This is a genomic window from Stappia taiwanensis (assembly GCF_014635285.1).
In the GTDB taxonomy this organism is placed as follows: Bacteria; Pseudomonadota; Alphaproteobacteria; order Rhizobiales; family Stappiaceae; genus Stappia; species Stappia taiwanensis.
Window position 1 is genome coordinate 148,272 of record NZ_BMCR01000008.1, and the last position, 22,372, is coordinate 170,643.

The window sequence follows — 22,372 nt, forward strand, 5'->3', positions numbered from 1 at the left end:
CGGCCTTACCGCCGCTGGGCGGGCGGCATGCGCTCCACGGCGGTGAGCCCCTGATCGAGGGCCGCCGCCGCATCGGCCCCCATCTCCCGCACCAGATCCTCCTGAAACCGACGCGCCAGCTGCACCAGCTCCCGATAGGCCTGCCGGCCCTTCGCCGTCAGCTCAAGATGCTCAACCCGGCGGTCATCGCTGTCGGCGCGGCGGGTCAGCCAGCCGCGCCCCTCCAGCGCCGCCACCGCACGGCTGACCTTGGTCTTGTGCATGGTCGAGCGGCGGCCAATCTCCGTGGCCGTCGCCTCCCCCACTTCCCCAAGGATGGCGATGCTGCGCCATTCCGGCCGGGTCAGGCCGAAGCGCATCTTGTAGGCCGCGGCGAAGCGCTGGCTGACCGCGTTCGAGGCGCGCACCAGGCGGTAGGGCAGGAAAGCCTCAAGCGGCAGAATATCGGGCATGGCACTCCCTCCGGCGGATGACGCAAGACGCGCGTTGATAGTTACAAACTAAACGGTTACAAATGCAACTATTAACTGTCTGAGTTCAGGAGGGATCAGACGTGACGCTCCAGTACATGCCGGGCTTCGGCAACGATTTCGAGACCGAAGCGCTGCCCGGCGCCCTGCCGCAGGGCCAGAATTCGCCGCAGCGCGCGCCCTATGGGCTCTACGCCGAGCAATTGTCCGGCTCGCCCTTCACCGCGCCGCGCGGCACCAACGAGCGCTCCTGGCTGTATCGCATCCGCCCTTCGGTAAAACACTCCGGCCGGTTCGCGGCCCATGACCTGCCCGGCTGGAAGACCGCGCCGAATGTCGGCGACCATTCGCTGGCGCTGGGGCAATTGCGCTGGGACCCGGTGCCGATGCCCGAGGCGCCGACCGACTTTCTGGCCGGCATCCACACCATCACCACCGCCGGCGATGTTCACACCCAGGTCGGCATGGCCACCCATGTCTATGCCGCCAACGCGGACATGACAGACGATTACTTCTTCAACGCCGATGCCGAATTGCTGCTCGTGCCGCAGGTGGGCGCCTTGCGCGTTGTCACCGAGCTGGGGGCGATGGAGGTGGCGCCGAAGGAGATCTGCGTCATTCCGCGCGGCATGGTGTTCCAGGTGGCGCTGCCGGACGGTCCCGCGCGCGGCTATATCTGCGAGAATTACGGTGCCAAGTTCACCCTGCCGGATCGCGGGCCGATCGGCGCCAACTGCTTGGCCAATCCGCGCGATTTCAAGACCCCGGTCGCCTGGTACGAGGACAAGGAAACGCCCTGCCGGCTGATCGTCAAATGGTGCGGCACCTTCCACGTCACCGAGCTCGGGCATTCACCGCTGGACGTGGTCGCCTGGCATGGCAATTACGCGCCCTACAAATACGACCTCACCACCTTCTCCCCGGTCGGGGCGATCCTGTTCGACCATCCGGATCCGTCGATCTTCACCGTGCTCACGGCCCCGTCGGGCGAGGCCGGCACCGCCAACATCGACTTCGTGATCTTTCCCGAGCGCTGGATGGTGGCGGAGCATTCCTTCCGCCCGCCCTGGTACCACCGAAACATCATGTCGGAGTTCATGGGGCTGATCTATGGTCGGTACGATGCCAAGGAAGAAGGGTTCGTGCCGGGCGGCATAAGCCTGCACAACATGATGCTGCCGCACGGGCCGGACGCGGCCGGCTTCGACAAGGCCAGCCGGGCCAATCTCAAGCCGGAAAAGCTCACCGGCACCATGGCCTTCATGTTCGAAACCCGCTTCCCTCAGCATCTCACCCGCTTTGCAGCGGAGCTCGACACGCTGCAGGACAATTATCTCACGTGCTGGACCGACCTGAAGAAACGGTTCGACGGCACCATCGAAGGCAATTGGGATTAATCATATGAAACTTGCCACACTTCGCGACGGCAGCCGGGATGGCCGGCTGGTTCTGGTCAACAAGGCGCTGACCCGCTGCACCGAGGCCGCGCATATCGCGCCGACGCTGCAGGCCGCGCTCGACACTTGGGACGAGGTGGCGCCAAAGCTCGCCACCCTCGCCGAGAGCCTTGAGCATGACGCGGTGCCGTCCATGCGCTTTCACGAGCATGACGCGCTGTCGCCGCTGCCGCGCGCCTACCAGTGGGCGGACGGCTCGGCCTATGTCAATCACGTGGAACTGGTGCGCAAGGCGCGCGGCGCGGAGATGCCGCCGAGCTTCTGGACCGACCCGCTGATGTATCAGGGCGGCTCCGACAGCTTCCTCGCCCCGCGCGATCCGATCCGCATGGCCGACGAAGCCTGGGGCATCGACATGGAAGGCGAGATCGCCGTCATCACCGGCGACGTGCCGATGGGCGCCAGCCGCGAGGAGGCGGCTGCCGCGATCCGTCTCGTCATGCTGGTCAATGACGTGTCCTTGCGCGGGCTGATCCCGGCGGAGCTGGGCAAGGGCTTCGGCTTCTTCCAGTCCAAGCCCTCCTCGGCCTTCTCGCCGGTGGCCGTCACGCCGGACGAGCTGGGCGATGCCTGGGACGGCGCCAAGCTTTCGCTGCCGCTCTCCGTCGACCTCAACGGCGAAGCCTTCGGCCGGGCCGAGGCCGGCATCGACATGACCTTCGACTTCCCGACCCTGATCGCCCATGCGGCCAAGACCCGTCCGCTCGGCGCCGGCGCCGTCATCGGCTCCGGCACGGTCTCCAACAAGCTGGACGGCGGTCCGGGCAAGCCGGTCGCCGAAGGCGGCGTCGGCTATTCCTGCATCGCCGAGATCCGGATGATCGAGACCATCGAAACCGGCACAGCAAAGACCCCGTTCATGCGCTTTGGCGACACGGTCCGCATCGAGATGCAGGACCGCGACGGCCATTCGATCTTCGGCGCCATCGAGCAGACGGTGGAAAAACATGACTAGGCTCCTTGTCGCAGCGCTGGCGCTCTCGGGTACATTGCTTTCTGGCACGTTGCTTTCGGCAACCGTCCGCGCGGAGGATCCGCTCGCGCCGGTGGCGGAGGTGATGCGGATCACCGCCGGCAACTGGGCCGATGACGGGTCCGAACCGCAGGAGCTGTTCACCGAGGAACGGCTCGACCGCCTGTTCAGCCGGGACTTCTCTGCCCGTTACCGGGCCGCCGCCGCCTTTCCGGCGATGGAGGGCGGCACGTCGCCGTTCGATTACGACGTGATCGTCAATGCCCAGGACGGATGTCCGCTGACCGATCTGTCGATCGCCCGGACCGAGGACGGCAAGACCGGCGAGGCCGCCGGATCGGGCGCGCCTACCCTGATCGTCGCCCGCTTCAACGCCACCGCCTGTTTCAACGAGGCATCCGAGGTGCAGGCGCCGAGCGAGGTGCGCTTCACCATCATCGACGAGGACGGGCGCAGCGTCATCGATGACATCCAGACCGAGGCAGACAACGAGGAATTCGGCTCGCTCAAGGCCGAACTCGACACCATCGCCCGGCAATAGCGCAGCATCCACGACCCCGCCCGCGGTCGGACGGCCCGGCGAAAGACGAGACGACCAGGAGACCAGCATGGCCAAGGCATTCGCCTCCCAAGGCGACATGAGCGAAAAGAACATCTCCTTCACCGAGATCGGCAGGGACCTTTGGGCCTTTACCGCCGAGGGAGACCCGAACACCGGTGTCATCATCGGTGACGACAGCGTCATGATCATCGAGGCGCAGGCCACCCCGCGCCTTGCCAACAAGGTGATCGAGAAGGTGCGCGAGGTGACCGACAAGCCGATCACCCATCTGGCGCTCACCCACTATCACGCGGTGCGGGTGCTCGGTGCCGCCGCCTACAACGCGCCGAACATCATCATGAGCGAGAAGGCCCGCTCCATGGTGGTGGAACGCGGGGCGGAGGATCGCGAATCCGAGTTCATGCGCTTCCCGCGCCTGTTCCAGGGCTATGACACGGTGGAGCAGATTCCGCCGCTCACCTGGCCGACCACCACCTTCAACGACCGCATGTCGGTCTATCTCGGCAACCGGCGGGTCGACCTGATGTTCCTGGGCCGGGCGCATACCGCCGGCGACATCGTCATCTACGTGCCGGACGAGAACGTGATGTTCACCGGCGATATCGTCGAGTACCACTCGGCCTGCTACTGCGGCGACGGCCATTTCCACGACTGGCCGGGCACGCTGGAAGAAATCCGCGCCTGGGACGTGGATGCCATCGCCCCCGGTCGCGGCGACGCGCTGGTCGGCAAGGAGATGGTCAACGCCGCCCTCGACGCCACCAGCGATTTCGTCACGTCCACCTACCGCCCTGTGGCCCAGGTGGCGATGCGCGGCGGCTCGCTAAAGGAAGCCTGGGACGCGGCCCGCGCCGAATGCGACCCGAAATTCTCCGATTACGCGATCTACGAGCATTGCCTGCCGTTCAATGTCGCCCGTGCCTATGACGAGGCGCGCGACATCGACACGCCGCGCATCTGGACCGCCCAGCGCGACAAGGAAATGTGGGAGGCCCTGCAGGGCTGACGGGGAGAAGGCATCCGGCGGTGGAGGTCGCCGGATGCCTTGCCGGCTTCAGGTTCTCTCGGGAGGAGACATGACCAAGATTTTCGAAACGCCGCTCTACCCCTATCGGCGCGTGGCCGATCAGGATGCGGCGACGCCCGCCCGCCATCCGGCGGTGGTGCTCGGCGCCGGCCCGGTCGGGCTTGCCGCCGCCATCGACCTTGCCCAGGCCGGCGTTCCGGTGGTCGTGCTCGATGAGAACGACAAGGTGAGCTGGGGCTCGCGGGCGATCTGTTTCGCCAAGCGACCGCTGGAAATCCTCGACCGGCTCGGCTGCGGCGATGCCATGGTCGACAAGGGCGTCGTCTGGAATGTGGGCAAGGTGTTCTTCGATGACCGCAAGGTCTACGACTTCAACCTCTTGCCGGAGGGAGGGCACAAGCGCCCGGCCTTCATCAACCTGCAGCAGTATTATCTGGAAGAGTATCTGGTCGACCGGGTCCGGGAGCTTGAGGCCGAGGGCAAGCCGATCGAGCTGCGCGGCGGCAACAAGGTCACCGCCATCGACCATGAGGCGGCAGGCGTGCGCCTCACCGTCGACACGCCGGAGGGGCCCTACAGCCTCAATGCGGACTGGCTGATCGCCTGCGATGGGGCCGGCTCGCCGACGCGCGCCATGCTCGGTCTCGATTTCCTTGGCCGGGTGTTCGAGGACAATTTCCTGATCGCCGATGTGGTGATGAAGGCGGATTTCCCGACCGAACGCTGGTTCTGGTTCGATCCGCCCTTCAACAAGGGACAATCGGCACTTCTGCACAAGCAGCCGGACGATGTCTGGCGCATCGATCTGCAACTGGGCTGGGACATCGACCGGGAGGCGGAAAAGGACCCGGCGCGGATCGCCCCGAAGCTGAAGGCGATGCTTGGCGAAGACACGGCCTACGAGCTGGAATGGGTGTCGATCTACACGTTCCAGTGTCGACGGATGGAGCGGTTCCGCCATGGCCGGGTGATCTTCGCCGGCGACGCGGCGCATCAGGTCTCGCCGTTCGGCGCGCGCGGCGCCAATTCCGGCTTTCAGGACACGGACAATCTCATCTGGAAGCTGAAGCTCGTCCTCGACGGGCTGGCGCCGGACAGCCTGCTCGACAGCTATGACGCGGAGCGGGTGTTCGCCGCCGACGAGAACATCCTCAATTCCTCGCGCTCCACCGATTTCATCACCCCGAAGAGCCATGCCAGCCGGGTGTTCCGCGATGCGGTACTCGATCTGGCCGAACAGCATGCCTTCGCCCGGCCTCTGGTCAACTCCGGCCGCCTGTCGCTGCCGGCTGTCTATGACGGTTCGCCGCTGAACGGCCCTGACGCCGCCGAATTGCCGGCCCGCACGCGCCCCGGCGCACCGGCCAGCGACGCTCCGGTTGGCGACGGCTGGCTTCTCGACCGGCTCGGCGGCGATTTCCAGCTCCTGACCATCGATGCAGAGGCCCCGAACAAGCTGGATGTCGGCGGCATCACGGTCACCCGGCTTGCCCTTTCCACCAATGACGACCCGAGCGGGGCGCTGGCTGCGCGCTATCTCGGCGGGGCGCAAAGCGCCGTCTACCTGATGCGGCCCGACCAGCATGTGGCCGCGCGCTGGACCACCTTCGATGCCGATGCCGTGGCGCAGGCGGTCCGAACCGCAACCGGACAGGCGTGAGGAGCGCATCATGACAGCAACAACGCCCAAAACGCTCACTCTTGAACCGAACCTTACGGACCCGGACGGGTTCTACGCCGAGCTGCTCGCCTTGCACGAGGGGCTGAGCCGCGAGGAAAGCGAGGCGCTCAACGCCCGGCTCGTGCTGGTGTTGGCCAACCACATCGGCGACCGCGACGTGCTGCGGGCCGCCTTGACCGCGGTGAAACCCGGCTGACAGGCGCATTTGCTCAAGGGGCGAAGGAGCCCCCTCCCGCAAGCGCCGGACCAACACCGCAAACGCGCTGCCGAACACATGACGGAGGAACGACAGATGAAAATCGAGCAGATCCACCATGTCGCCTATCGCTGCAAGGACGCGAAGGAGACGGTCAACTGGTATGTCGACAACCTGAACATGGATTTCGTGCTGGCGATTGCCGAGGACAAGGTGCCCTCGACCCATGAGCCGGACCCATACATGCATGTGTTCCTCGATGCGGGGAACGGCAATGTGCTTGCCTTTTTCGAGCTGCCGACCAAGCCGGAGATGGGCCGCGACCCGAACACGCCGGAATGGGTGCAGCATATTGCCTTCAAGGTGAAGGACCGGGACACGCTGCTGGCCTTCAAGGAGAAGCTGGAGAAGAACGGCATCGACGTGCTCGGCGTCACCGACCATTCGATCTTCCACTCGATCTATTTCTTCGACCCCAATGGCCACCGGGTGGAACTGGCCTGCCCCGATCCGGCGGAAGAGGCCATGCTGAAGAAGCTCGATGCGGTGAAATGGGACATGCTGGAGGAATGGTCGAAGACCAAGCGCGCCCCGCACCACGCCGATTGGCTGCACGCCAAGGAGCTGGGCAAGGACGCGCCCAGCCCCACCTGAGCCGACCCGCAAGGCCCTCACCCGGCACAGATCGCCGCGCCGGGTGAGGCATTCCGCTCGAAAACTCCGCCTAGGCTTGCCCGCCGAGGACAGCGGTGACGAAGACAAGCTCCGCATCGCCGGTGTTGGTGAGATCATGGACAAAAGCGGCTTTCGACGACAAATCCGGGAAATACCGGGTGTCGCCGGCCTGGTAGACCACATCCAGCACCTCGCCATTGCCATAGCGCGAGCGGGCCTTGCCATCGGTCAGCACCGTCCAGAAATAGGGGCGATCGTGGCGATGGGCCGGCAAGGTCTCCCCCGGTGCGAGGCGAATATGCCAGATCTGAAGACCGTTTTCCGCCAGCACCAGATCGGTACCGATCCGGTCACCGGCCTCCATCGGGACAGGATCCACGGCAAGCCGCCGGGCGCTCACGCCACCTCCTCAAGCGCCGGATAGGTGGAATATCCGGTGGCGTCGCCGCCAAACAGGGTGGCGCCGTCATAGTCCGCCAGCGGCAGATCCTCGCGGAAACGCCGCACCAGATCCGGATTGGCGATGAACGGCCGGCCATAGGCGACGAGATCGGAGAGCCCCTCGCCAAGGATCCGCGCGCCCCGATCGCGGGTATATTTTCCGGCGACGATGATCCGCCCGGAATAGGCCGCGCGCAGCGCATGGCGGAAGTCCTGCGGGATTTGCGGCGCATCCTCCCAATCCGCCTCGGACAGATGGATGTAGGCGAGACCGAGGCGGTCCAGCTCTCGCGCCGCCTTCAGCATGGTCGGGATGATCTCGTCATCGGCCATGTTGCGCTGGGTGATGAAGGGCGACAGGCGGAGCCCCGTGCGATCCGGCCCCGCTTCCGCCGCCACCGCCTCGGCCACCTCGATCAGGAAGCGGATGCGGTTTGCCTGATCGCCGCCATAGCGATCCGCGCGATGGTTGGAGGAGCGGCGCAGGAACTGGTCGATCAGGTAACCGTTGGCGCCATGGATCTCGACCCCGTCGAAACCGGCGGCCATGGCATTGGCCGCGCCTTTGCGAAAATCCTCCACGATCCCGGCAATCTCGCCGGTCGCGAGTGCCCGTGGCACCGGACAATCGACCATGCCGCCCTGTCCGGTCTGCGGATCGACCACCCAGACCTGGGCCTCCGGCGACAGTGCCGAAGGCGCCACCGGCCGGCCATCGGCGTGGAAACTGCCGTGGCTCATCCGGCCCACATGCCAGAGCTGGAGAAAAATCCGCCCGCTCGCCGCATGAACCGCATCGGTCACCCGCCTCCAGCCGGCGACCTGCGCGGGCGTGTGGATGCCCGGGGTGAAGGAATAGCCCTGCCCCTGGGGCGAGATCTGCGTTGCCTCGGTGACGATCAACCCGGCGCTGGCCCGCTGGGCGTAATACTCCGCCATCATCCCATTGGGCACATTGCCCGGCTGATCCGTGCGCGCCCGGGTCATTGGCGCCATGACGATGCGGTTCGGCAGGGTCAGCGACCCGAGCGACAGCGGCGTAAACAGATTTGCCTTCATGCGAAGTCTCCATCAAGCGCATCAGGGAGCGCGGGCAAACCGGTTGGGGCCAGTTCCCCGCTTCAGCGAAGGGCATTGGCATCGTGTTGCAATACCCCTTCATTTTCCTGCAAGAAGGTAATCCTTGCCGGATTTCCTGATAATTCGTTAGAATCAGAATTCACAATTCGGAAAGATCGAATGATCAACCTTGAACACCTGCGTCTCTTCCTGCGCATTGTCGAGAAGCAGGGGCTGGCCGCCGCGGGGCGCGAGACTGGCCTGTCTCCCGCCTCGGTCTCGGAAAAGCTTGCGGCGCTGGAGCGGCACTACGGCGCGACGCTGCTCACCCGCACGACCCGGGCGATCAACCTGACCGACGAAGGACGGCTGCTGGTTCAGGGCGCCCGGCGGCTGCTGGCGGAGGCCGAAGAGCTAGATGCACGCATTCGCCTCGGCACGGAGCGTCTGTCCGGTCCGGTCCGCCTCAGCGCACCGGAGGATCTTGGCCGCCGCTGCATCGTCCCGGTGATCGACGCCTATCTGGCGGAAAACCAGGAGGTGACCGTCGATCTCAACCTGACAGACGGCTACGTGGACCTGGTGGCGCAGGGGCTGGATTTCGCCGTCCGGCACGGAACGCTGGCCGACAGCAGTTTGCGGGCGCGCTCGCTTGGCACCAATCGGCGGATCGTCTGTGCCGCTCCTGCTTACCTCGCGGTCCATGGCACGCCGCAAACGCCAACGGATCTTGCGGACCATCAGTGCATTCTTATGCGGTTCGGCCAGCACATCGACCGGGAATGGCCGTTCCGGATCGATGGCAAGATGACGAAGGTGCTGGTGCGCGGCCAGCGGATCGCCAATGACGGCGGCCTGGTACGGCACTGGTGCCGCGATGGCCACGGCATCGCCTTCAAATCGGTGTGGGACGTGGAGGCCGATCTGGCCTCCGGCGCGCTGGTGGAACTGCTTTCCGAGTATTCCGCCGGCGAAACCGCCCTACAGATCGTTTATCCCCAGTCGGAGGTTCAGCCGCGCCGGGTGCGCGCCCTGATCGACAAGATCAGCGAGAGCCTTGCCCTCTGCATGAGGCCCGGGAAGGTCTGACGCCGGGGAGCACCCCGTCCCGCTACGGCGTGTCCTTCCAGCGCTTCAGCGTCCCGCTGTCGATATCGAACTGGTCGAGCACCCGCCCGACCGTATGCTCGACGATATCGTCAATGCTCGCCGGCCGCGCGTAGAAGGCCGGCACCGGCGGCATGACCACGGCGCCCATTTCGGTCACCGCCACCATGTTGCGGCAATGGCCGAGGTGCAGCGGGGTTTCGCGCACCATCAGCACCAGCCGGCGCCGCTCCTTCAGCGCCACATCCGCGGCCCGCGTCACCAGGCTTCCGCCAATGCCGGAGGCGATTTCCCCCAGCGTCTTGACCGAACAGGGGGCAACGATCATGCCCTGGGTTCGGAACGACCCGCTGGCAATCGCCGCGCCGACATCCTCGTTGGCATGGACGAAATCGGCCTTGGCCTGCACCTCCGGCACCTTCAGCTCCGATTCATGGGCCAGCGTCACCATCGCCGCCCGGGTCATGACGAGATGGGTCTCCACCTCCAGCGCCCGCAGGATCTCCAGCAGGCGGATGGCATAGACATGGCCGGAGGCCCCTGTGATGGCGACGATGATCCGCTTTTTCGACACGCTTTCACCTCTGGAGGGATTGGCAACTCGGCATCCGGCCGAACCGGCTACCGGCCCGCGTCATACACCATGGATTGCCCGCACACGCCAGCCAATGCGGGGCCCCTTAAGCGGGGCCGTCCCGTCAGAACCCGGAATGATGTTCCAGAAAGGCCGCCTCGGCCTCGGTGTTGCGCCGGCCGAGCGCCTTATTGCGATGCGGGAACCGGCCGAACCGGGCAATGATGTCCCGATGCTCAATGGCGAAGCCCAGCGCATGTTCATCGCCCAGATCGCGATAAAGCGCGACGCACCGGGTCTGGTCGTCAAGATCCTCGCTGTGCATCAAGGGCAGGTAGAAGAACTGCCGCTGCCTGTCGCCGACCGCCTGATCATACCCTTGCGCCAGCCCATGCTTGGCCGAGGCCAGTGCCAGCGGATCGCTTTCAAAGGCACGGGCCGAACCACGAAACAGATTGCGCGGGAACTGATCGAGAGAAATGGTCAGGGCCAGGGCGCTGTCCGCCGCCCCCTTCCAGCCATCGAGCTCGCCCGCACGCGCCGCCTCATAGGTGGCGGAAAACCGCTCGGCGATCTCCCGGTCGACCGCCTCGCTACGGGCAAACCATGCTTGTTCAACAGCATCGGAGAACCAGAAGTCGAGGATTTCCGAGGCACTCCTGACGGTCATGGGCAAAACCTCCTCACGGGAAACAACGGCCAGGGACAGATCACCGGTGGAAATAGCCGGCAAAGGCCCTGAATTCGTCCCTTTTCATCGGCATGGATCATCCATCAGGCATGAATGGCCTGAAACCCCCATAACCGCAAGGGACCCCCAGGCATGCGCCCTTCGATTGCCGGACTTCTGTCAGCGGCCCTCACTGCCGGTCTCCTGTTCGGCGCCCTGCCGGCGGCCGCCGCCGAGGTGACCGTGACCGGTGCCCTCACCTATCCCCAGCGGGTGGCGCTGCCGCCTGACAGCATGGTCAAGGTAGAGCTGCGCGAGATTTCCATCGCCGATCAGGCGGCACCTGTGCTGGCCGAATACCAGTACCAGGCGGACGGGCGCCAGGTGCCGCTGCCGTTCGAGTTCATTGTCGACGACAGCGCTTTTCAGCCCGGACAGCGCTACGCGGTGCGTGGCCACATCACCCAACCGGATGGCCGGTTGCTCTGGACCACGGACGAGGTCCATTCGATCGATCCGGGCAAAAGCAAAAACGACCTGGGCATGTTGATGCTGGTACGGGTGGAAGATGAGGCCGCCTTGCCGGCCTTCACCGCGGCCGGCAACGAGCCGGGGTGGTCTCTGAAGATGGCAGGAGACCGATTCCTGCTGAGCCTCGACTATGGTTCCGACACCACATCCGCGCCGATCGGCGAACCTGAAACCCAAGACAAGACAAAGGCCTATCACACTAGAACCGAAGATGGCCGCGACCTCGCCGTGACGATCACCGACGCGCTTTGCCATGACGACATGAGCGGCATGCCCTATCCGATGCGCGTGACCCTTGAGATCGGCGACCGGTCCCTGAACGGCTGCGGTGGTCGCCCGGCCGATCTCATCATCGGCGCGGCGTGGACGGTGGAAGATATCGGGTCCGCCGGGATCATAGACTTCTCTAACACCACCCTGGAGTTTACCGCCGACGGCCACCTCTACGGCCGGTCCGGCTGTAACCGCTACAACGCCGGCTACCAATTGACTGGCGAAAGTCTGACCGTCGGCCCGGCGGGGGTCACCAACATGGCCTGTGCCCCCGCCCTGATGACCCAGGAGGCGGCCTTCCTGGAGATCCTGAGCGGAGTGCAGCGCTTCGATATCACCAAGGACGGCGCGCTTCGGCTGATCGCGGGCGATGGCCGGACCATCCTCGCCCGCCGCTAGGCTCTTTGGCTGATGGCCGCCAGTGCGCGCGCTGTCAGCACCTTGACGAGATGAGCCCGATAATCGGCCGCCGCGTGGAGGTCTCCCAGCATGTCCTCCACCGGCACCGCCAGCCCGGCCAGCGCCGTTGCGGTGAACTCGCGGCCGAGCGCCGCTTCCGCCTCGCTCCAGCGAAACACCCCATCCGTTCCGGCGCCGGTCACGGCGATGCGCACGCCATCTTCATGGCGGGCGAGGAAAACCCCGGCCAGGGCGAAACGTGATGCCGGATTGCGGAACTTCAGATAGGCAGCCTCGCGGCAGCGCGGAAAGGCAACGCTGACGATCAGCTCCCCCGGTTCCAGCGCGGTATCGAACATGCTGAGGAAGAAGTCATCGGCGTCAATGTCCCGGCGGTCGGTGCGGATCACCGCATTCAGCCCCAGACAGGCCGCCGGATAATCCGCCGCCGGATCGTTGTTGGCAATCGAACCGCCGATGGTGCCGCGATTGCGCACCTGCGCATCGCCAATCATGCCGGCGAGATCGGCGAGCGCCGGGCAGGCCGCCCGAACCTCCGGATCGGCGGCAACCACCGCATGGGGGCACATGGCGCCAACCTCCACATGGGTCGGCGTCACCCTCAGGCCCGCCAGTTCGGCAAGACCGCCCAGATCGATCAGGGTCTCCGGGGCGGCCAGCCCCTGTTTCATGGTCGGCACCAGGGTCTGCCCGCCGGCCAGCGGGCTGGCCTCGTCCCCCTGACGCAGAAGCGCCAGCGCCTCGGCCAGATCACCCGGTGTCAGATACGCAAAGCCGTTCATGCGGTCATCACCTTCGCGCCGACAAGGATCGCCTTGACGATGTTCTCATAGCCCGTGCAGCGGCAGATGTTTCCCTCCAGCTCATGACGCACGGTCGCCTCATCGAGCGCGGCGCCATGACGCTCGACCATGTCGATGGCCGACATGATCATGCCGGGGGTGCAAAAGCCGCATTGCAGGCCGTGGTTCTCGTGAAAGGCCTGTTGCATGGGATGCAAGGCCCCGTCCTGGGCCAGCCCCTCCACGGTGGTCACCTTGCGGCCGGCGCATTGCAGCGCCAGCATGTTGCAGGATTTGACCGAGATGCCATCCACATGCACGACGCAGGCGCCACACTGGCTGGTGTCGCAGCCCACATGGGTTCCGGTCTGCCCTTGCCGGGCGCGCAGGAAATCGACGAGCAGGGTCCGATCCTCGACATCGTCAGAGACCGTCCGGCCATTGAGTTCTAGGGTCAGTCGGGTCATCTGTCCTTCATCCCACCCGGGTCAGCCGGCCGCGCTCAGCGCCGGTTCCAGTGCCGTATCCGCGTCCCCACCCTCGGCGAATTCCGCCTCAAGCCGGTTGAAGAACTCGGCAGCGAGCTTCTGCGTGGTGGAATCGATCAGCCGCGCGCCAAGCTGGGCGATGCGGCCGCCGATCTGTGCCTTGATCCGGTAGCTCAGAACGGTTGCCCCGTCCTCTTCCGCAAGCTCCACATCGGCGGAACCCTTGGCATGGCCGGCGATGCCGCCGGTGCCTTCACCGACCAGGGTCAGGCTGGCCGGGGCGGCAACATTCTCGAACTGCACCTTGCCCTTGAAGGTCGCCTTCACCGGCCCGACCTTGAGCACCACCACCGCCGTCATCTCCGTATCGGACAGCTTCTCGACCTCCTTGCATCCGGGGATGCATTTTTCCAGCATCGCCGGATCCTGGATCGCGGCCCAGACCGTTTCACGTGAAGCATCGATGCGCCGGGTGTTCGCCATTTCCATGGGGTCGGCATCCTTTCAGACTTGGTTTGGGGGCAGGCTTGGTTCGGAGGCAGGCCAGATTTGGGGAGGAGCAAACCGGTCAGAAGACCAGCGGCACGGTTCGGTTCTCGATCAGCCGCAGCAGGCTGAGCGCCGTCATCTGCGAGGATTTCGGGTTGTCCGGCAGCGGCTCATTTTCCAGCCGCACGTCGAGCCGCCCGAAGGCGCCATGAGCCGCGACCGCGTGGCTGTTCAGCGTCGCGGCGGGGTCGGCGACCAACTCGATCCGGGTGCGTTCGAGGCCAAGGCCGGCCAGCGCCGAGATCACCGCCACATTGGCGTTTTGCGGAAAGCGGTCGGCCGCCTCGCGCGCGGTGCCGGAAAAGAAAACCAAGCGCTCGGCCAGGGTGTGCGGGTCGAAGCAGGCTTCCGCCGGCGTCCCGGCCCAGGCGCGCGGCGGTTTGGTGATGGTGTGGGTCACGGCCTCAAGCTCAAGAGCGGAGGCGGCGGCAAGCGCATCCATGCCGCCGAGCGCGCCGGGCGGCACGATCAGTTGCCCCCCGGTCTCGCGCGCCGTCGCCAAAAGCCGGGAAAACAGCGCATCGTCGCAAAAGGCGCTGGTGGAGGAGACCGCGAAGGCGCCCGCGTGCCAGAGCGCCGCCTCACCCCAGATCGCCACCGCCGGCCGGCCCGCCGCCTCGATCACCAGATCGAGGTCGAGCCCGGCCAGATCCTCCGGCCCGTGCAGCAGCCGGGCGCCCGCCGGAAGTCCGGCGCGAGCGGCATCGGGATCGCGCACCGCCACGGCGACAATCTCGACACCGGGAAGGTCTCTCGCGGCGAGCAACTCACCGACCCGGGCGGCAATCGCCCCCCAGCCAATGAAGCCGAGCCGCAAACGACGCACAGGGAGCACCGCACTAGAGACCGACATAGCCCTGCACCAGTTCGGCGTTGCGGGTCAGGTCGTCGCTCGATCCGGACCAGACCGTCCGCCCTTTTTCCAGGATGTAGTGCCGGTCGGCGATGCGCTTCAGAACGCCGAGGTTCTTGTCGATCAGCAGGATCGACTGTCCCTCGGCCTTGAGCGCTTCGATGCAGGCCCAGATTTCCGCGCGGATCACCGGCGCCAGCCCCTCGGTCGCCTCATCGAGGATCAGGAGTTTCGGGTTGGTCATCAGCGCCCGGCCGACGACCAGCATCTGCTGCTCGCCGCCGGACAGGGTGCCGGCGGTCTGCCTGGCCCGCTCGCGCAAGCGGGGGAAGAGGTCATAGACCCGGTCGAGCGTCCAGGGGCGCGGCCGGCCGAGCCGATTGGCCGCGGTGGCCACCAGGTTCTCGCGCACGGTCAAGGTGGCAAAGGTCTGCCGGCCCTCCGGCACCAGACCGACGCCAAGCCGGGCAATGGATTCCGGGGTGGCGCCCGCCACCTCGCGCCCGCCAAAGCGGATGTCACCGTCCATCGGCTTCAACAGGCCCATGATCGAGCGGACGGTCGTGGTCTTGCCCATGCCGTTGCGGCCGAGCAGGGTGACCACCTCGCCATCGCCGACCTCAAGCTCGACATCGAACAGGACCTGGCTCCGGCCATAGGCGGATTGCAGACGGGAAACGCTCAGCATAGGTCCTCTCCCTCGCCCAGATAGGCCGTGCGCACCTCGGCGTTCTCGCGGATTTCCTCCACGGTGCCGGTGGCGATGATCCGCCCGTAGACCAGCACCGACACCCGGTCGGCCAGCGCGAACACCGCGTCCATGTCATGCTCGACCAGGATCATGCTGACGCGCTCCTTGCAGCCGCGCAGCATGGCGATCATCTGTTCGCTCTCCACATGGCCGAGCCCGGCCATCGGCTCATCCAGCAACAAGACCCGGGGCTCCGTCGCCAGCGCCACGGCCAACTCAAGCTGCTTCTGCTCGCCATGGGAGAGGTTGGCGGTGACCACCTCCGCCCGGTCGTCGAGCCCGGCATCGCGCAGGAAGCCGCGCGCCTTCTTCCGCAAGGCGTTGTCCTTGCGCACATTCCCCCAGAAGCGGAAGCTGTGGCCCTGACGCAGCTGGATGGCGATGGCCACGTTGTCGAGCACCGTGTAGTCCGGCAGCAGACAGGTCACCTGAAAGGTCCGGGCGAGGCCAAGATGCACCCGCCGGGCGGTCGACAGGTTGCCGATCTCGCGGCCCTCCAGTTCGATGCTGCCCGCATCATGGGGCAACTCGCCAAGCAACTGGCTGATCAAGGTGGTCTTGCCGGCGCCATTCGGCCCGATCAGGGCGTGAATTTCGCCCGGGCGGACGTCGATGCTGACATTGTCGGTGGCCACCAACCCGCCAAAGCGCTTGGCAAGGCCGGTGACATTGAGGATCGGCCGGGTCATGCGTCCCTCCGGAACAGGCGGGAGAACAGGGCCTGGAGCCCGCCATTGGTGTAAAGCACCAGCAGCAACAGGATGAAGCCGAGGCCGAGCTGCCAGTTTTCGGTCCAGGCGGCGAGCAGCGATTCCAGCATGATGAAGGCACCGGCGCCGATGAACGGCCCGAACAGGGTGCCGACACCGCCGAGGATCACCATCACCATCAGCTCGCCGGATTTGGTCCAGTGCATCATGTCCGGGCTGACATAGCGCATGAAATTGGCCATCAGCGCCCCGGCCAGACCGCAGCCCATGCCGGAGATGACGAAGGCCGCCAGCTTGTAGCGATAGGCGGACAGGCCGAGCGCGGCCATGCGCCGTTCGCTCTGCCTGAGGCCGATCAGCACATTGCCGAAGCGGGAATTGACGATCCGCCACAGGAGGAAGAGGAACGAGACGGCAATCGTCAGGCAGAGGTAATACATGGTGGGGCGGTCGCGCAGGTTCAGCCCGCCAAGCTCATTCGCCCTGCGGATGATCAGACCATCGTCGCCGCCATAGGTCTTCAACGACACGAACAGGAAGAACAGCATCTGCGCGAAGGCCAGGGTGATCATGATGAACTGCACACCGCCGGTGCGCAGGGACAAGGCGCCGATCAGAGCTGCCATCGCGCCGCTCACCAGCACCGCCAGCGGCACGGTGACCAGCAACTGGTTGGAGCCGGGAAAGACCCCGAACAGCGGCTCGCCCAGCGAATAGTGCTGGTACAGAATGCCGACGACATAGCCGCCGATGCCGAAGAAGGCCGCGTGGCCGAAGCTGACCATTCCGCCGAAGCCAAGCACGAAGTTGAGGCTGGCGGCGGCAATGCCATAGATCAGCACGCGCGTCGCCACCGAGGTGAAGGCCGGATAGTTCGCCAGATCCGCCAGCGTCGGCAGCGCGACGAGCAGGACCAGCAGCACCGCCAGCGAAAGATATGTGGTGATGGGGGTTCTCATGTTCTTGACCAGTGCCGCGAGTTGGAACGGTTCGCCGTTTCGAAGAGGCGCCTTAAGTGTTTCCCGCAAAGAGCCCCTTGGGCCGGATCAGCAGGACGATCGCCATCAGCAGGTAGATCCCCATGGAGGAGATGCCCGCGCCGAGCGCATCGGCTTCCGGGCCGACCATCACCTGGCGCAGAAGGCCGGGCAGATAGGCCCGCAAGGCGGTGTCGGTGACCCCGAGCAGGAGGCTGGCGTAGAAGGCGCCCTTGACCGAGCCGACGCCGCCGATGACGACCACCACGAAGGTAGTGATCAGGATCTGCTCGCCCATGCCCACCTGCACCGCGAGGATCGGGCCGGCCATGTAGCCGGCAAGCCCGGCGAGCAGGGCGCCAAGGGCGAAGACGGCGGTGTAGAGCAGGCGGATGTCGACACCGAGCGCCCGCACCATCTCTCGGTTGGTGGAGCCGGCCCTGACCAGCATGCCCACCCGTGTGCGGTTGATTAGCAGGTAGAGGCCGGCGGCCACCAGCAGCCCGACGGCGATGATCGCCAACCGGTAGAGCGGGTAGAACAGGCCCGGCAACAGCTCGACCGAGCCGCTGAGCGCGTCCGGCAGGCCCACGAACAGGGGCTGGCGGCCAAAGATCATGGTGATCGCCTGATTGAAGATCAGGATCAGGCCGAAGGTCGCCAGCACCTGATCGAGGTGATCGCGGTCATAGAGTTGGCGCACCACCAGAAACTCCACCGCAATACCGGTAAGGGCGGCGGCGGCAAGGCCTGCGGGAATGCCGAGCAGGAACGAGCCGGTGGTCGCCGCAACATAGGTGCCGGCATAGGCGCCGATCATGTAGATCGACCCATGGGCGAGGTTGATGACGCCCATGATGCCAAAGATCAGCGTCAGCCCGGCGGCGAGCAGGAACAAGGTCACGCCAAGCTGCATTCCATTCAGCAGTTGTTCGAGAAAAAGCGTCATCACCGATGGGTCCCGAAAGCGGTGTCAGAAAGGGAGACGGCGCTTGCGCCGCCCCCTGCATGTCGGATGGGGCCTTTTGCCGGCTTACATCTTGCACTCGGCGGCGTAGGTGTCGCCGCGATCCTCGAACACCTGGCCGACGGTCTTGAGCTCCGGTTTGCCATCCGCGCCCTTTTCGACCTTGAGCGCGTACCAGTTCTGCACCGGATGCTGGTTCGGGCCGAAGGCGAACTTGCCGCGCACGGACGCGAAATCGGCCTTGCGCAGCGCCTCGCGGAACGCCGCCGGATCATCGAGGCTGCCACCGGTCGCCTTCAGCGCCGAGGCCATCGCCAGCGCGGTGTCGTAGCCCTGGCTGGCATAGTAGGTCGCCGGGCGGTCATAGGCGGCGGTCCAGGCTTTCATGAATGCCGCATTGGCCGGATTGTCGAAATCCGAGTTCCAGTGGCTGGAAACATTCAGCCCGAGCGCCGCATCGCCGACGGCGGCCAGCGTCACCCCATCCATCGACGGCGCGGCCACCACCATCGGCACCGTCTCAGAGAGGCCGGCCTGCTGATACTGGCGCAGGAAGGCGATGCCGAGCCCGCCGGGGTGGAACTGGAACACCGCCTCCGGCTTGGCGGCGCGGATCTGCGCCATTTCGGCGGCAAAGTCGGTCTGGTCGAGGCTGGTGTAGATCTCGCCGACGATATCGCCCTTGAAATAGCGCTTGAAGCCGGCAATCGCGTCCTTGCCCGCCTGATAGTTCGGCGCCAGCACGAAGGCGGATTTGTAGCCAAGGTTGGTGGCGTTCTGGCCCGCGCTCTCATGCAGGGAATCGTTCTGCCAGGAGACGACGAAATAGTTCTCGTGGCAGCCCTTGCCGGCCAGGTTCGAGGGGCCTGCGTTCGGGCTCAGATAAAACCCACCGGAATCGACGATGTCCGGCACGGTGGCGCCGGCCACATTGGAAAAGACGATGCCGGTGAACAGCTTGACGCCCTCGTTGGTAATCAGGCGTTCGGCGATCTGGCGGCCGTTGCCGGGCTTCAGCCCGTCATCCTCGACGATCAGTTCGGCCGGCACCCCACCAAGGGTGCCCCCTTCCATCTCCATCGCCAGCTTGAAGCCATCGCGAATGTCCTGGCCGAGATAGCCGGCGGGACCGGACAAGGTGGTGATCATGCCGATCTTCACAGGTTCGGCGGAAGCCGGCAGCGCCACCAGCGCGGTGGCCGCGAGTGCCAGCACAGACCCTTTGAAACTCATGTGTCCTCTCCTCCAATGCAATGCAGCGGCTTGCCACCGGGTGTGGGTCGGTCGCCGCAGGCTCATCCCTTCTGAAAGACCGGTCCGCCGGAAGCTCCCGATGGGGAAGCCGGACGGAGGATCCGGTTGGCGCCGTTTCGCGGCGTCTTTTGCTGTGCCGGCTATGCTTCTTGCGCGATTTCCAGTGGCTCGAACCGGAAACCGCCCGCATCCGCCTTCAGCCGACCGAAGACAGGCGCGGGAAAGTGGTAAGGCGCGAGAATGGTGTCGCCGCTGGCGGCCTCGGCGAGCAGGGCACGCCGGGTCTCGCGGGCCAGATCCGGGTCCTCGCAAAAGTTGCTGACGACGCGCTCATCGGCCAGTTGCAGCGGGTGGTGTACCGCGTCGGCGAGGAACAGGATGTCGCCCGCGCCGGTGTCGAGCGCGACCACGACCATGCCCGGGCAATGCCCCGGCGCCGGGCGCAGACGCAGGCCCGGCGCGACGTCCGCATCCGGCGCGACCTCCTCGAACCCGACGGTTTCGACGATCGGCAGCACGCTGTCGGCAAACGCCCCGTGCAGGGTGTCGCCGTCCGGCGTTTGCGCGTGAACGGCTGTCCAGTGCGCCAGTTCACGCGCCGCGACCACATAGCGGGCGTTGGGAAAGGTGGGACGCCAGACCTCGCCATCGCGCACCGTGTTCCAGCCGACATGATCGGCATGAAGGTGGGTGTTGATGACGATGTCGACGTCTTCCGGTGCGATACCGATGGCGGCCAGCGCCTGCAAGAAGGGCGTTTCGCGCATATGCCAGGCCGGCCGGTCGGGCCGGTTCTTGCCATTGCCAATCCCGCCGTCGATCAGGGCGGTGAAGGTCGGGGTCTCGACCACATAGCAGTTGAAGCTGAGCCGGACGGTGCCGGCGGCGGCATCCACCGTGCCCGCCGGAGACACCGCTTCGGCCGCCACCAGATCCGCCTGTGTCATGCCGCCGAAGATCGCCGCCGCCGGCCAGGCGACATCCGCCAGATCCGGCAGGCAGGTCACCCGCACCTTACCGATCTCCAGACGGTCCAGATCCATGCCGCAGTCCGCAATATGCCGCCGGATGACCTTCATCGCCCCGAGGTCCTCAAAGGTCGCAATCGGCGGCGAACGGGTCGCCATGGGCGGCCATGAGCTGCTTGCGCGTCTTCAGCGCCAGCTTCCCGGCATCGTCGCGCACCACCTGCATGGCGTACCAGTCCTGCACCGGATGCTGGTTCGTGCCGAAGCTGAAGCTGCCGCGAGTGCTTTGGAATTCTGTTGCCAGCATCGCCGCGCGGAAGGCCTCCGTGTCGTCCACGTCGCCGCCGGTCTCTTTGAGAGCCGAGGCGATGGCCAGCGCAGTGTCATAGCCTTGCGCCGCATACATGGTCGGCGCCCGTCCATAGGCTTCCTCGAAGCTGGCCACGAAAGCGCGGTTGGTGTCGTTGTCGAGATCGACATTCCAGGCGCCGGAAACATTGAGCCCCTCGGCGGCATCGCCCACCGCCTTCAGGATCGCGTGATCCATGGACGGTTCGGCGATCACCATCGGAATGCTGCCGAGAAGGCCGGCCTGCTGGTACTGGCGCAGGAAGGCGATGCCGAGCCCGCCGGGCTGGAACTGGAACACCACATCCGGATTGGCGGCCTTGATCTGCGCCATTTCGGCGGCAAAATCGGTCTGATCAAGGCGGGTGTAGATCTCCCCGGCGATCTCACCGTCGAAGTAGCGCTTGAAACCGGTGATGGCATCCTTGCCGGCCTGATAGTTCGGCGCCAGCACGAAGGCGTTCTTGTACCCGAGGTCGCTGGCATTGCGGCCGGCGCTGCCCTGCATGGTGTCGGTCAGCCAGGACAGGACGAAGTAGTTCTTGTGGCACTCCTTGCCGGCGAATTCGGAGGGGCCGGCATTGGGGCTGACGAAGATCGCCCCGGCATCGAGGATTTCCGGGACGGTGGCACCGGCCACGTTGGAAAAGACGATGCCGGTGAACAGCTTGACGCCTTCGTCGTTGAGGAACCGGTCGGCGATCTGCCGGCCGCTGCCCGGCTTCAGCGCATCGTCCTCCACCAGCACGTCGACCGGGACGTCGCCAAGCTTGCCCCCTTCCATGTCGATCGCCAGCTGGAAGCCGTCGCGAATGTCCTGACCGAGATAGCCGGCGGGGCCCGACAAGGTGGTGATCATGCCGATCTTGACCGGATCGGCGGCCAGGGCGGCGGATGTGCACAGGGTCGCCGCGACGGCGGTCGACAGAAGGCTCTTCAACATTGTTCTTCTTTCTCTCCCGAACAGGAATCGGCGCCAGGCGCCCGGTTCATGCGTGATGTGCCGCTGGCGCGTCAGAGCGCGACCCAGCCCTCCGGCGGCAGCTTGCCCGGATGGATGGCGCCGCAACCGGGACAGGTGCGCGCGGCCTCATCGGCATAGAAGGCCTGATAGATCGGCGGCAGGTCGCGCACGATGCTCTGCAGGGAGACCTCGACCCGCTTCACCAGGGCACTGCACTCAAAGCAGTACCATTCGAACGCGTCCTTCTGATCGGCTGCGCGCTTGGGCTCCACCACAAGGCCGACCGACCCTTCCTGCGGGCGCTGCGGCGAATGGCGCACATGCGGCGGCAGCAGGAAGATCTCTCCCTCGCGGATCGGCACGTCGTAGAAATCGCCGTTGTCGATCACCTTCAAGAGCATGTCGCCCTTGAGCTGGTAGAAGAACTCCTCGACCGGATCGTCATGGTAATCGGTGCGCTGGTTCGGGCCGCCGACCACCGTCACCATCATGTCCGCATCTTCCCAGATCTGCTGGTTGCCGACCGGCGGCTTCAACAGATGCTGATGTTCGTCGATCCACTTGGAAAAGCTGAATGCCGAAAGGCGCCGCTTGGTGCTCATTGTCTTCCTCCCTGGGGCGCCCGGTCCGGTCCTCTCCGGCCCG

Annotated in this window: 26 protein-coding genes; 9 read left to right on the plus strand and 17 right to left on the minus strand. The window is 65.6% G+C overall.

Annotated features, from left to right (window positions below):
- Positions 1–5 precede the first annotated feature (5 nt).
- The gene (locus IEV83_RS17150) at positions 6–452 is read right to left on the minus strand and encodes a MarR family winged helix-turn-helix transcriptional regulator (protein ID WP_181760108.1); all 447 of its coding nucleotides are present in this window, start codon (positions 450–452) and stop codon (positions 6–8) included.
- A 101-nt stretch (positions 453–553) separates the two neighbouring features.
- Here IEV83_RS17150 and hmgA point away from each other — a divergent pair, with 101 nt between their 5' ends.
- The 7 genes from hmgA (at position 554) to IEV83_RS17185 (ending at position 7,020) form a co-directional block, all read left to right on the plus strand.
- Positions 554–1,867 carry a homogentisate 1,2-dioxygenase gene (gene hmgA / locus IEV83_RS17155; protein WP_181760109.1) on the plus strand — a complete coding sequence of 438 codons (1,314 nt, stop codon included), beginning with the start codon at positions 554–556 and terminating at the stop codon, positions 1,865–1,867.
- A gap of 4 nt (positions 1,868–1,871) precedes the next feature.
- On the plus strand, positions 1,872–2,882 hold the full coding sequence (locus IEV83_RS17160; protein WP_181760110.1) for a fumarylacetoacetate hydrolase family protein: 1,011 nt from the start codon (positions 1,872–1,874) through the stop codon (positions 2,880–2,882).
- A complete protein-coding gene (locus tag IEV83_RS17165) occupies positions 2,875–3,441 on the plus strand; it encodes a hypothetical protein (protein WP_181760111.1) in 567 nt (188 codons plus the stop codon). The genes IEV83_RS17160 and IEV83_RS17165 overlap by 8 nt, the downstream gene beginning before the upstream one ends.
- Positions 3,442–3,508: 67 nt before the next feature.
- Positions 3,509–4,468 carry an MBL fold metallo-hydrolase gene (locus tag IEV83_RS17170; RefSeq protein WP_181760112.1) on the plus strand — a complete coding sequence of 320 codons (960 nt, stop codon included), beginning with the start codon at positions 3,509–3,511 and terminating at the stop codon, positions 4,466–4,468.
- Between the two features lie 70 nt (positions 4,469–4,538).
- Positions 4,539–6,149 carry an FAD-dependent oxidoreductase gene (locus tag IEV83_RS17175; protein ID WP_181760113.1) on the plus strand — a complete coding sequence of 537 codons (1,611 nt, stop codon included), beginning with the start codon at positions 4,539–4,541 and terminating at the stop codon, positions 6,147–6,149.
- A 10-nt stretch (positions 6,150–6,159) separates the two neighbouring features.
- Positions 6,160–6,366: a DUF2783 domain-containing protein gene (locus tag IEV83_RS17180; RefSeq protein ID WP_181760114.1), complete on the plus strand. Its 207-nt coding sequence runs from the start codon at positions 6,160–6,162 to the stop codon at positions 6,364–6,366.
- A gap of 96 nt (positions 6,367–6,462) precedes the next feature.
- Positions 6,463–7,020 (plus strand): VOC family protein, encoded by a 558-nt coding sequence (locus IEV83_RS17185; RefSeq protein WP_181760115.1) that lies wholly within the window; start codon positions 6,463–6,465, stop codon positions 7,018–7,020.
- Positions 7,021–7,090: 70 nt separating this feature from the next.
- Here the strand turns inward: IEV83_RS17185 and IEV83_RS17190 are convergent, their stop codons facing one another.
- Positions 7,091–7,441, minus strand: a complete 351-nt coding sequence (locus IEV83_RS17190) for a cupin domain-containing protein (RefSeq protein WP_209003221.1) — start codon at positions 7,439–7,441, stop codon at positions 7,091–7,093.
- The gene (locus IEV83_RS17195; protein ID WP_181760116.1) at positions 7,438–8,541 is read right to left on the minus strand and encodes an alkene reductase; all 1,104 of its coding nucleotides are present in this window, start codon (positions 8,539–8,541) and stop codon (positions 7,438–7,440) included. The genes IEV83_RS17190 and IEV83_RS17195 overlap by 4 nt, the downstream gene beginning before the upstream one ends.
- Positions 8,542–8,721: 180 nt before the next feature.
- Between IEV83_RS17195 and IEV83_RS17200 the strand changes: the two genes are divergently transcribed.
- Positions 8,722–9,630, plus strand: a complete 909-nt coding sequence (locus tag IEV83_RS17200; protein WP_209003222.1) for a LysR family transcriptional regulator — start codon at positions 8,722–8,724, stop codon at positions 9,628–9,630.
- A gap of 22 nt (positions 9,631–9,652) precedes the next feature.
- On the opposite strand, the gene IEV83_RS17205 is transcribed toward IEV83_RS17200, so the two are convergent.
- Both IEV83_RS17205 and IEV83_RS17210 read right to left on the minus strand, forming a co-directional pair.
- Complete coding sequence (locus IEV83_RS17205) at positions 9,653–10,222, minus strand: UbiX family flavin prenyltransferase (RefSeq protein WP_181760117.1); 570 nt, start codon at positions 10,220–10,222, stop codon at positions 9,653–9,655.
- Between the two features lie 124 nt (positions 10,223–10,346).
- Positions 10,347–10,892 carry a DUF924 family protein gene (locus IEV83_RS17210; RefSeq protein ID WP_181760118.1) on the minus strand — a complete coding sequence of 182 codons (546 nt, stop codon included), beginning with the start codon at positions 10,890–10,892 and terminating at the stop codon, positions 10,347–10,349.
- 153 nt (positions 10,893–11,045) lie between these two features.
- On the opposite strand from IEV83_RS17210, the gene IEV83_RS17215 reads away from it, so the two are divergent.
- Positions 11,046–12,095, plus strand: coding sequence for an META domain-containing protein (locus tag IEV83_RS17215; RefSeq protein WP_188478619.1), 1,050 nt, complete (start codon positions 11,046–11,048; stop codon positions 12,093–12,095).
- On the opposite strand, the gene IEV83_RS17220 is transcribed toward IEV83_RS17215, so the two are convergent.
- The 12 genes from IEV83_RS17220 to IEV83_RS17275 all read right to left on the minus strand — a co-directional run bounded on the left by IEV83_RS17220 (position 12,092) and on the right by IEV83_RS17275 (position 22,329).
- Positions 12,092–12,898 (minus strand): FAD binding domain-containing protein, encoded by an 807-nt coding sequence (locus IEV83_RS17220; RefSeq protein ID WP_181760120.1) that lies wholly within the window; start codon positions 12,896–12,898, stop codon positions 12,092–12,094. The two genes, IEV83_RS17215 and IEV83_RS17220, sit on opposite strands and share 4 nt — an antisense overlap.
- Complete coding sequence (locus IEV83_RS17225) at positions 12,895–13,365, minus strand: (2Fe-2S)-binding protein (protein ID WP_181760121.1); 471 nt, start codon at positions 13,363–13,365, stop codon at positions 12,895–12,897. Before IEV83_RS17225 ends, IEV83_RS17220 begins: the two co-directional genes overlap by 4 nt.
- Positions 13,366–13,386: 21 nt before the next feature.
- Positions 13,387–13,875, minus strand: a complete 489-nt coding sequence (locus IEV83_RS17230) for an SRPBCC family protein (protein WP_181760122.1) — start codon at positions 13,873–13,875, stop codon at positions 13,387–13,389.
- A 79-nt stretch (positions 13,876–13,954) separates the two neighbouring features.
- Positions 13,955–14,788 carry an aspartate dehydrogenase gene (locus IEV83_RS17235; protein ID WP_181760123.1) on the minus strand — a complete coding sequence of 278 codons (834 nt, stop codon included), beginning with the start codon at positions 14,786–14,788 and terminating at the stop codon, positions 13,955–13,957.
- Positions 14,775–15,476 (minus strand): ABC transporter ATP-binding protein, encoded by a 702-nt coding sequence (locus IEV83_RS17240; RefSeq protein WP_181760124.1) that lies wholly within the window; start codon positions 15,474–15,476, stop codon positions 14,775–14,777. The genes IEV83_RS17235 and IEV83_RS17240 overlap by 14 nt, the downstream gene beginning before the upstream one ends.
- Positions 15,470–16,174 carry an ABC transporter ATP-binding protein gene (locus IEV83_RS17245; protein ID WP_371873484.1) on the minus strand — a complete coding sequence of 235 codons (705 nt, stop codon included), beginning with the start codon at positions 16,172–16,174 and terminating at the stop codon, positions 15,470–15,472. The genes IEV83_RS17240 and IEV83_RS17245 overlap by 7 nt, the downstream gene beginning before the upstream one ends.
- Before the next feature lie 50 nt (positions 16,175–16,224).
- Entirely contained in the window at positions 16,225–17,208 is a 984-nt protein-coding gene (locus IEV83_RS17250) for a branched-chain amino acid ABC transporter permease (protein ID WP_181760126.1), read from the minus strand.
- A gap of 52 nt (positions 17,209–17,260) precedes the next feature.
- Positions 17,261–18,175, minus strand: a complete 915-nt coding sequence (locus IEV83_RS17255; RefSeq protein ID WP_181760127.1) for a branched-chain amino acid ABC transporter permease — start codon at positions 18,173–18,175, stop codon at positions 17,261–17,263.
- 84 nt (positions 18,176–18,259) lie between these two features.
- Positions 18,260–19,426 carry an ABC transporter substrate-binding protein gene (locus IEV83_RS17260; protein WP_181760128.1) on the minus strand — a complete coding sequence of 389 codons (1,167 nt, stop codon included), beginning with the start codon at positions 19,424–19,426 and terminating at the stop codon, positions 18,260–18,262.
- Between the two features lie 161 nt (positions 19,427–19,587).
- Entirely contained in the window at positions 19,588–20,490 is a 903-nt protein-coding gene (locus tag IEV83_RS17265) for an MBL fold metallo-hydrolase (protein WP_181760129.1), read from the minus strand.
- A 49-nt stretch (positions 20,491–20,539) separates the two neighbouring features.
- Positions 20,540–21,706: an ABC transporter substrate-binding protein gene (locus IEV83_RS17270; RefSeq protein WP_181760130.1), complete on the minus strand. Its 1,167-nt coding sequence runs from the start codon at positions 21,704–21,706 to the stop codon at positions 20,540–20,542.
- 71 nt (positions 21,707–21,777) lie between these two features.
- Positions 21,778–22,329, minus strand: a complete 552-nt coding sequence (locus IEV83_RS17275) for a 3-hydroxyanthranilate 3,4-dioxygenase (RefSeq protein ID WP_181760131.1) — start codon at positions 22,327–22,329, stop codon at positions 21,778–21,780.
- Positions 22,330–22,372: the final 43 nt, after the last annotated feature.

Excerpts from the sequence above, each read along its gene's own strand:
- IEV83_RS17270 (WP_181760130.1), bottom strand. The coding sequence starts at position 21,706 with ATGTTGAAGAGCCTTCTGTCGACCGCCGTCGCGGCGACCCTGTGCACA.
- IEV83_RS17220 (WP_181760120.1), bottom strand. The coding sequence starts at position 12,898 with ATGAACGGCTTTGCGTATCTGACACCGGGTGATCTGGCCGAGGCGCTG.
- IEV83_RS17265 (WP_181760129.1), bottom strand. The coding sequence starts at position 20,490 with ATGGATCTGGACCGTCTGGAGATCGGTAAGGTGCGGGTGACCTGCCTG.
- IEV83_RS17150 (WP_181760108.1), bottom strand. The coding sequence starts at position 452 with ATGCCCGATATTCTGCCGCTTGAGGCTTTCCTGCCCTACCGCCTGGTG.
- IEV83_RS17175 (WP_181760113.1), top strand. The coding sequence starts at position 4,539 with ATGACCAAGATTTTCGAAACGCCGCTCTACCCCTATCGGCGCGTGGCC.
- IEV83_RS17235 (WP_181760123.1), bottom strand. The coding sequence starts at position 14,788 with ATGTCGGTCTCTAGTGCGGTGCTCCCTGTGCGTCGTTTGCGGCTCGGC.
- IEV83_RS17215 (WP_188478619.1), top strand. The coding sequence starts at position 11,046 with ATGCGCCCTTCGATTGCCGGACTTCTGTCAGCGGCCCTCACTGCCGGT.
- IEV83_RS17170 (WP_181760112.1), top strand. The coding sequence starts at position 3,509 with ATGGCCAAGGCATTCGCCTCCCAAGGCGACATGAGCGAAAAGAACATC.
- IEV83_RS17240 (WP_181760124.1), bottom strand. The coding sequence starts at position 15,476 with ATGCTGAGCGTTTCCCGTCTGCAATCCGCCTATGGCCGGAGCCAGGTC.
- IEV83_RS17160 (WP_181760110.1), top strand. The coding sequence starts at position 1,872 with ATGAAACTTGCCACACTTCGCGACGGCAGCCGGGATGGCCGGCTGGTT.
- IEV83_RS17250 (WP_181760126.1), bottom strand. The coding sequence starts at position 17,208 with ATGAGAACCCCCATCACCACATATCTTTCGCTGGCGGTGCTGCTGGTC.
- IEV83_RS17210 (WP_181760118.1), bottom strand. The coding sequence starts at position 10,892 with ATGACCGTCAGGAGTGCCTCGGAAATCCTCGACTTCTGGTTCTCCGAT.
- IEV83_RS17185 (WP_181760115.1), top strand. The coding sequence starts at position 6,463 with ATGAAAATCGAGCAGATCCACCATGTCGCCTATCGCTGCAAGGACGCG.
- IEV83_RS17275 (WP_181760131.1), bottom strand. The coding sequence starts at position 22,329 with ATGAGCACCAAGCGGCGCCTTTCGGCATTCAGCTTTTCCAAGTGGATC.
- IEV83_RS17165 (WP_181760111.1), top strand. The coding sequence starts at position 2,875 with ATGACTAGGCTCCTTGTCGCAGCGCTGGCGCTCTCGGGTACATTGCTT.
- IEV83_RS17230 (WP_181760122.1), bottom strand. The coding sequence starts at position 13,875 with ATGGAAATGGCGAACACCCGGCGCATCGATGCTTCACGTGAAACGGTC.
- IEV83_RS17260 (WP_181760128.1), bottom strand. The coding sequence starts at position 19,426 with ATGAGTTTCAAAGGGTCTGTGCTGGCACTCGCGGCCACCGCGCTGGTG.
- IEV83_RS17200 (WP_209003222.1), top strand. The coding sequence starts at position 8,722 with ATGATCAACCTTGAACACCTGCGTCTCTTCCTGCGCATTGTCGAGAAG.
- IEV83_RS17195 (WP_181760116.1), bottom strand. The coding sequence starts at position 8,541 with ATGAAGGCAAATCTGTTTACGCCGCTGTCGCTCGGGTCGCTGACCCTG.
- IEV83_RS17180 (WP_181760114.1), top strand. The coding sequence starts at position 6,160 with ATGACAGCAACAACGCCCAAAACGCTCACTCTTGAACCGAACCTTACG.
- IEV83_RS17225 (WP_181760121.1), bottom strand. The coding sequence starts at position 13,365 with ATGACCCGACTGACCCTAGAACTCAATGGCCGGACGGTCTCTGACGAT.
- IEV83_RS17255 (WP_181760127.1), bottom strand. The coding sequence starts at position 18,175 with ATGACGCTTTTTCTCGAACAACTGCTGAATGGAATGCAGCTTGGCGTG.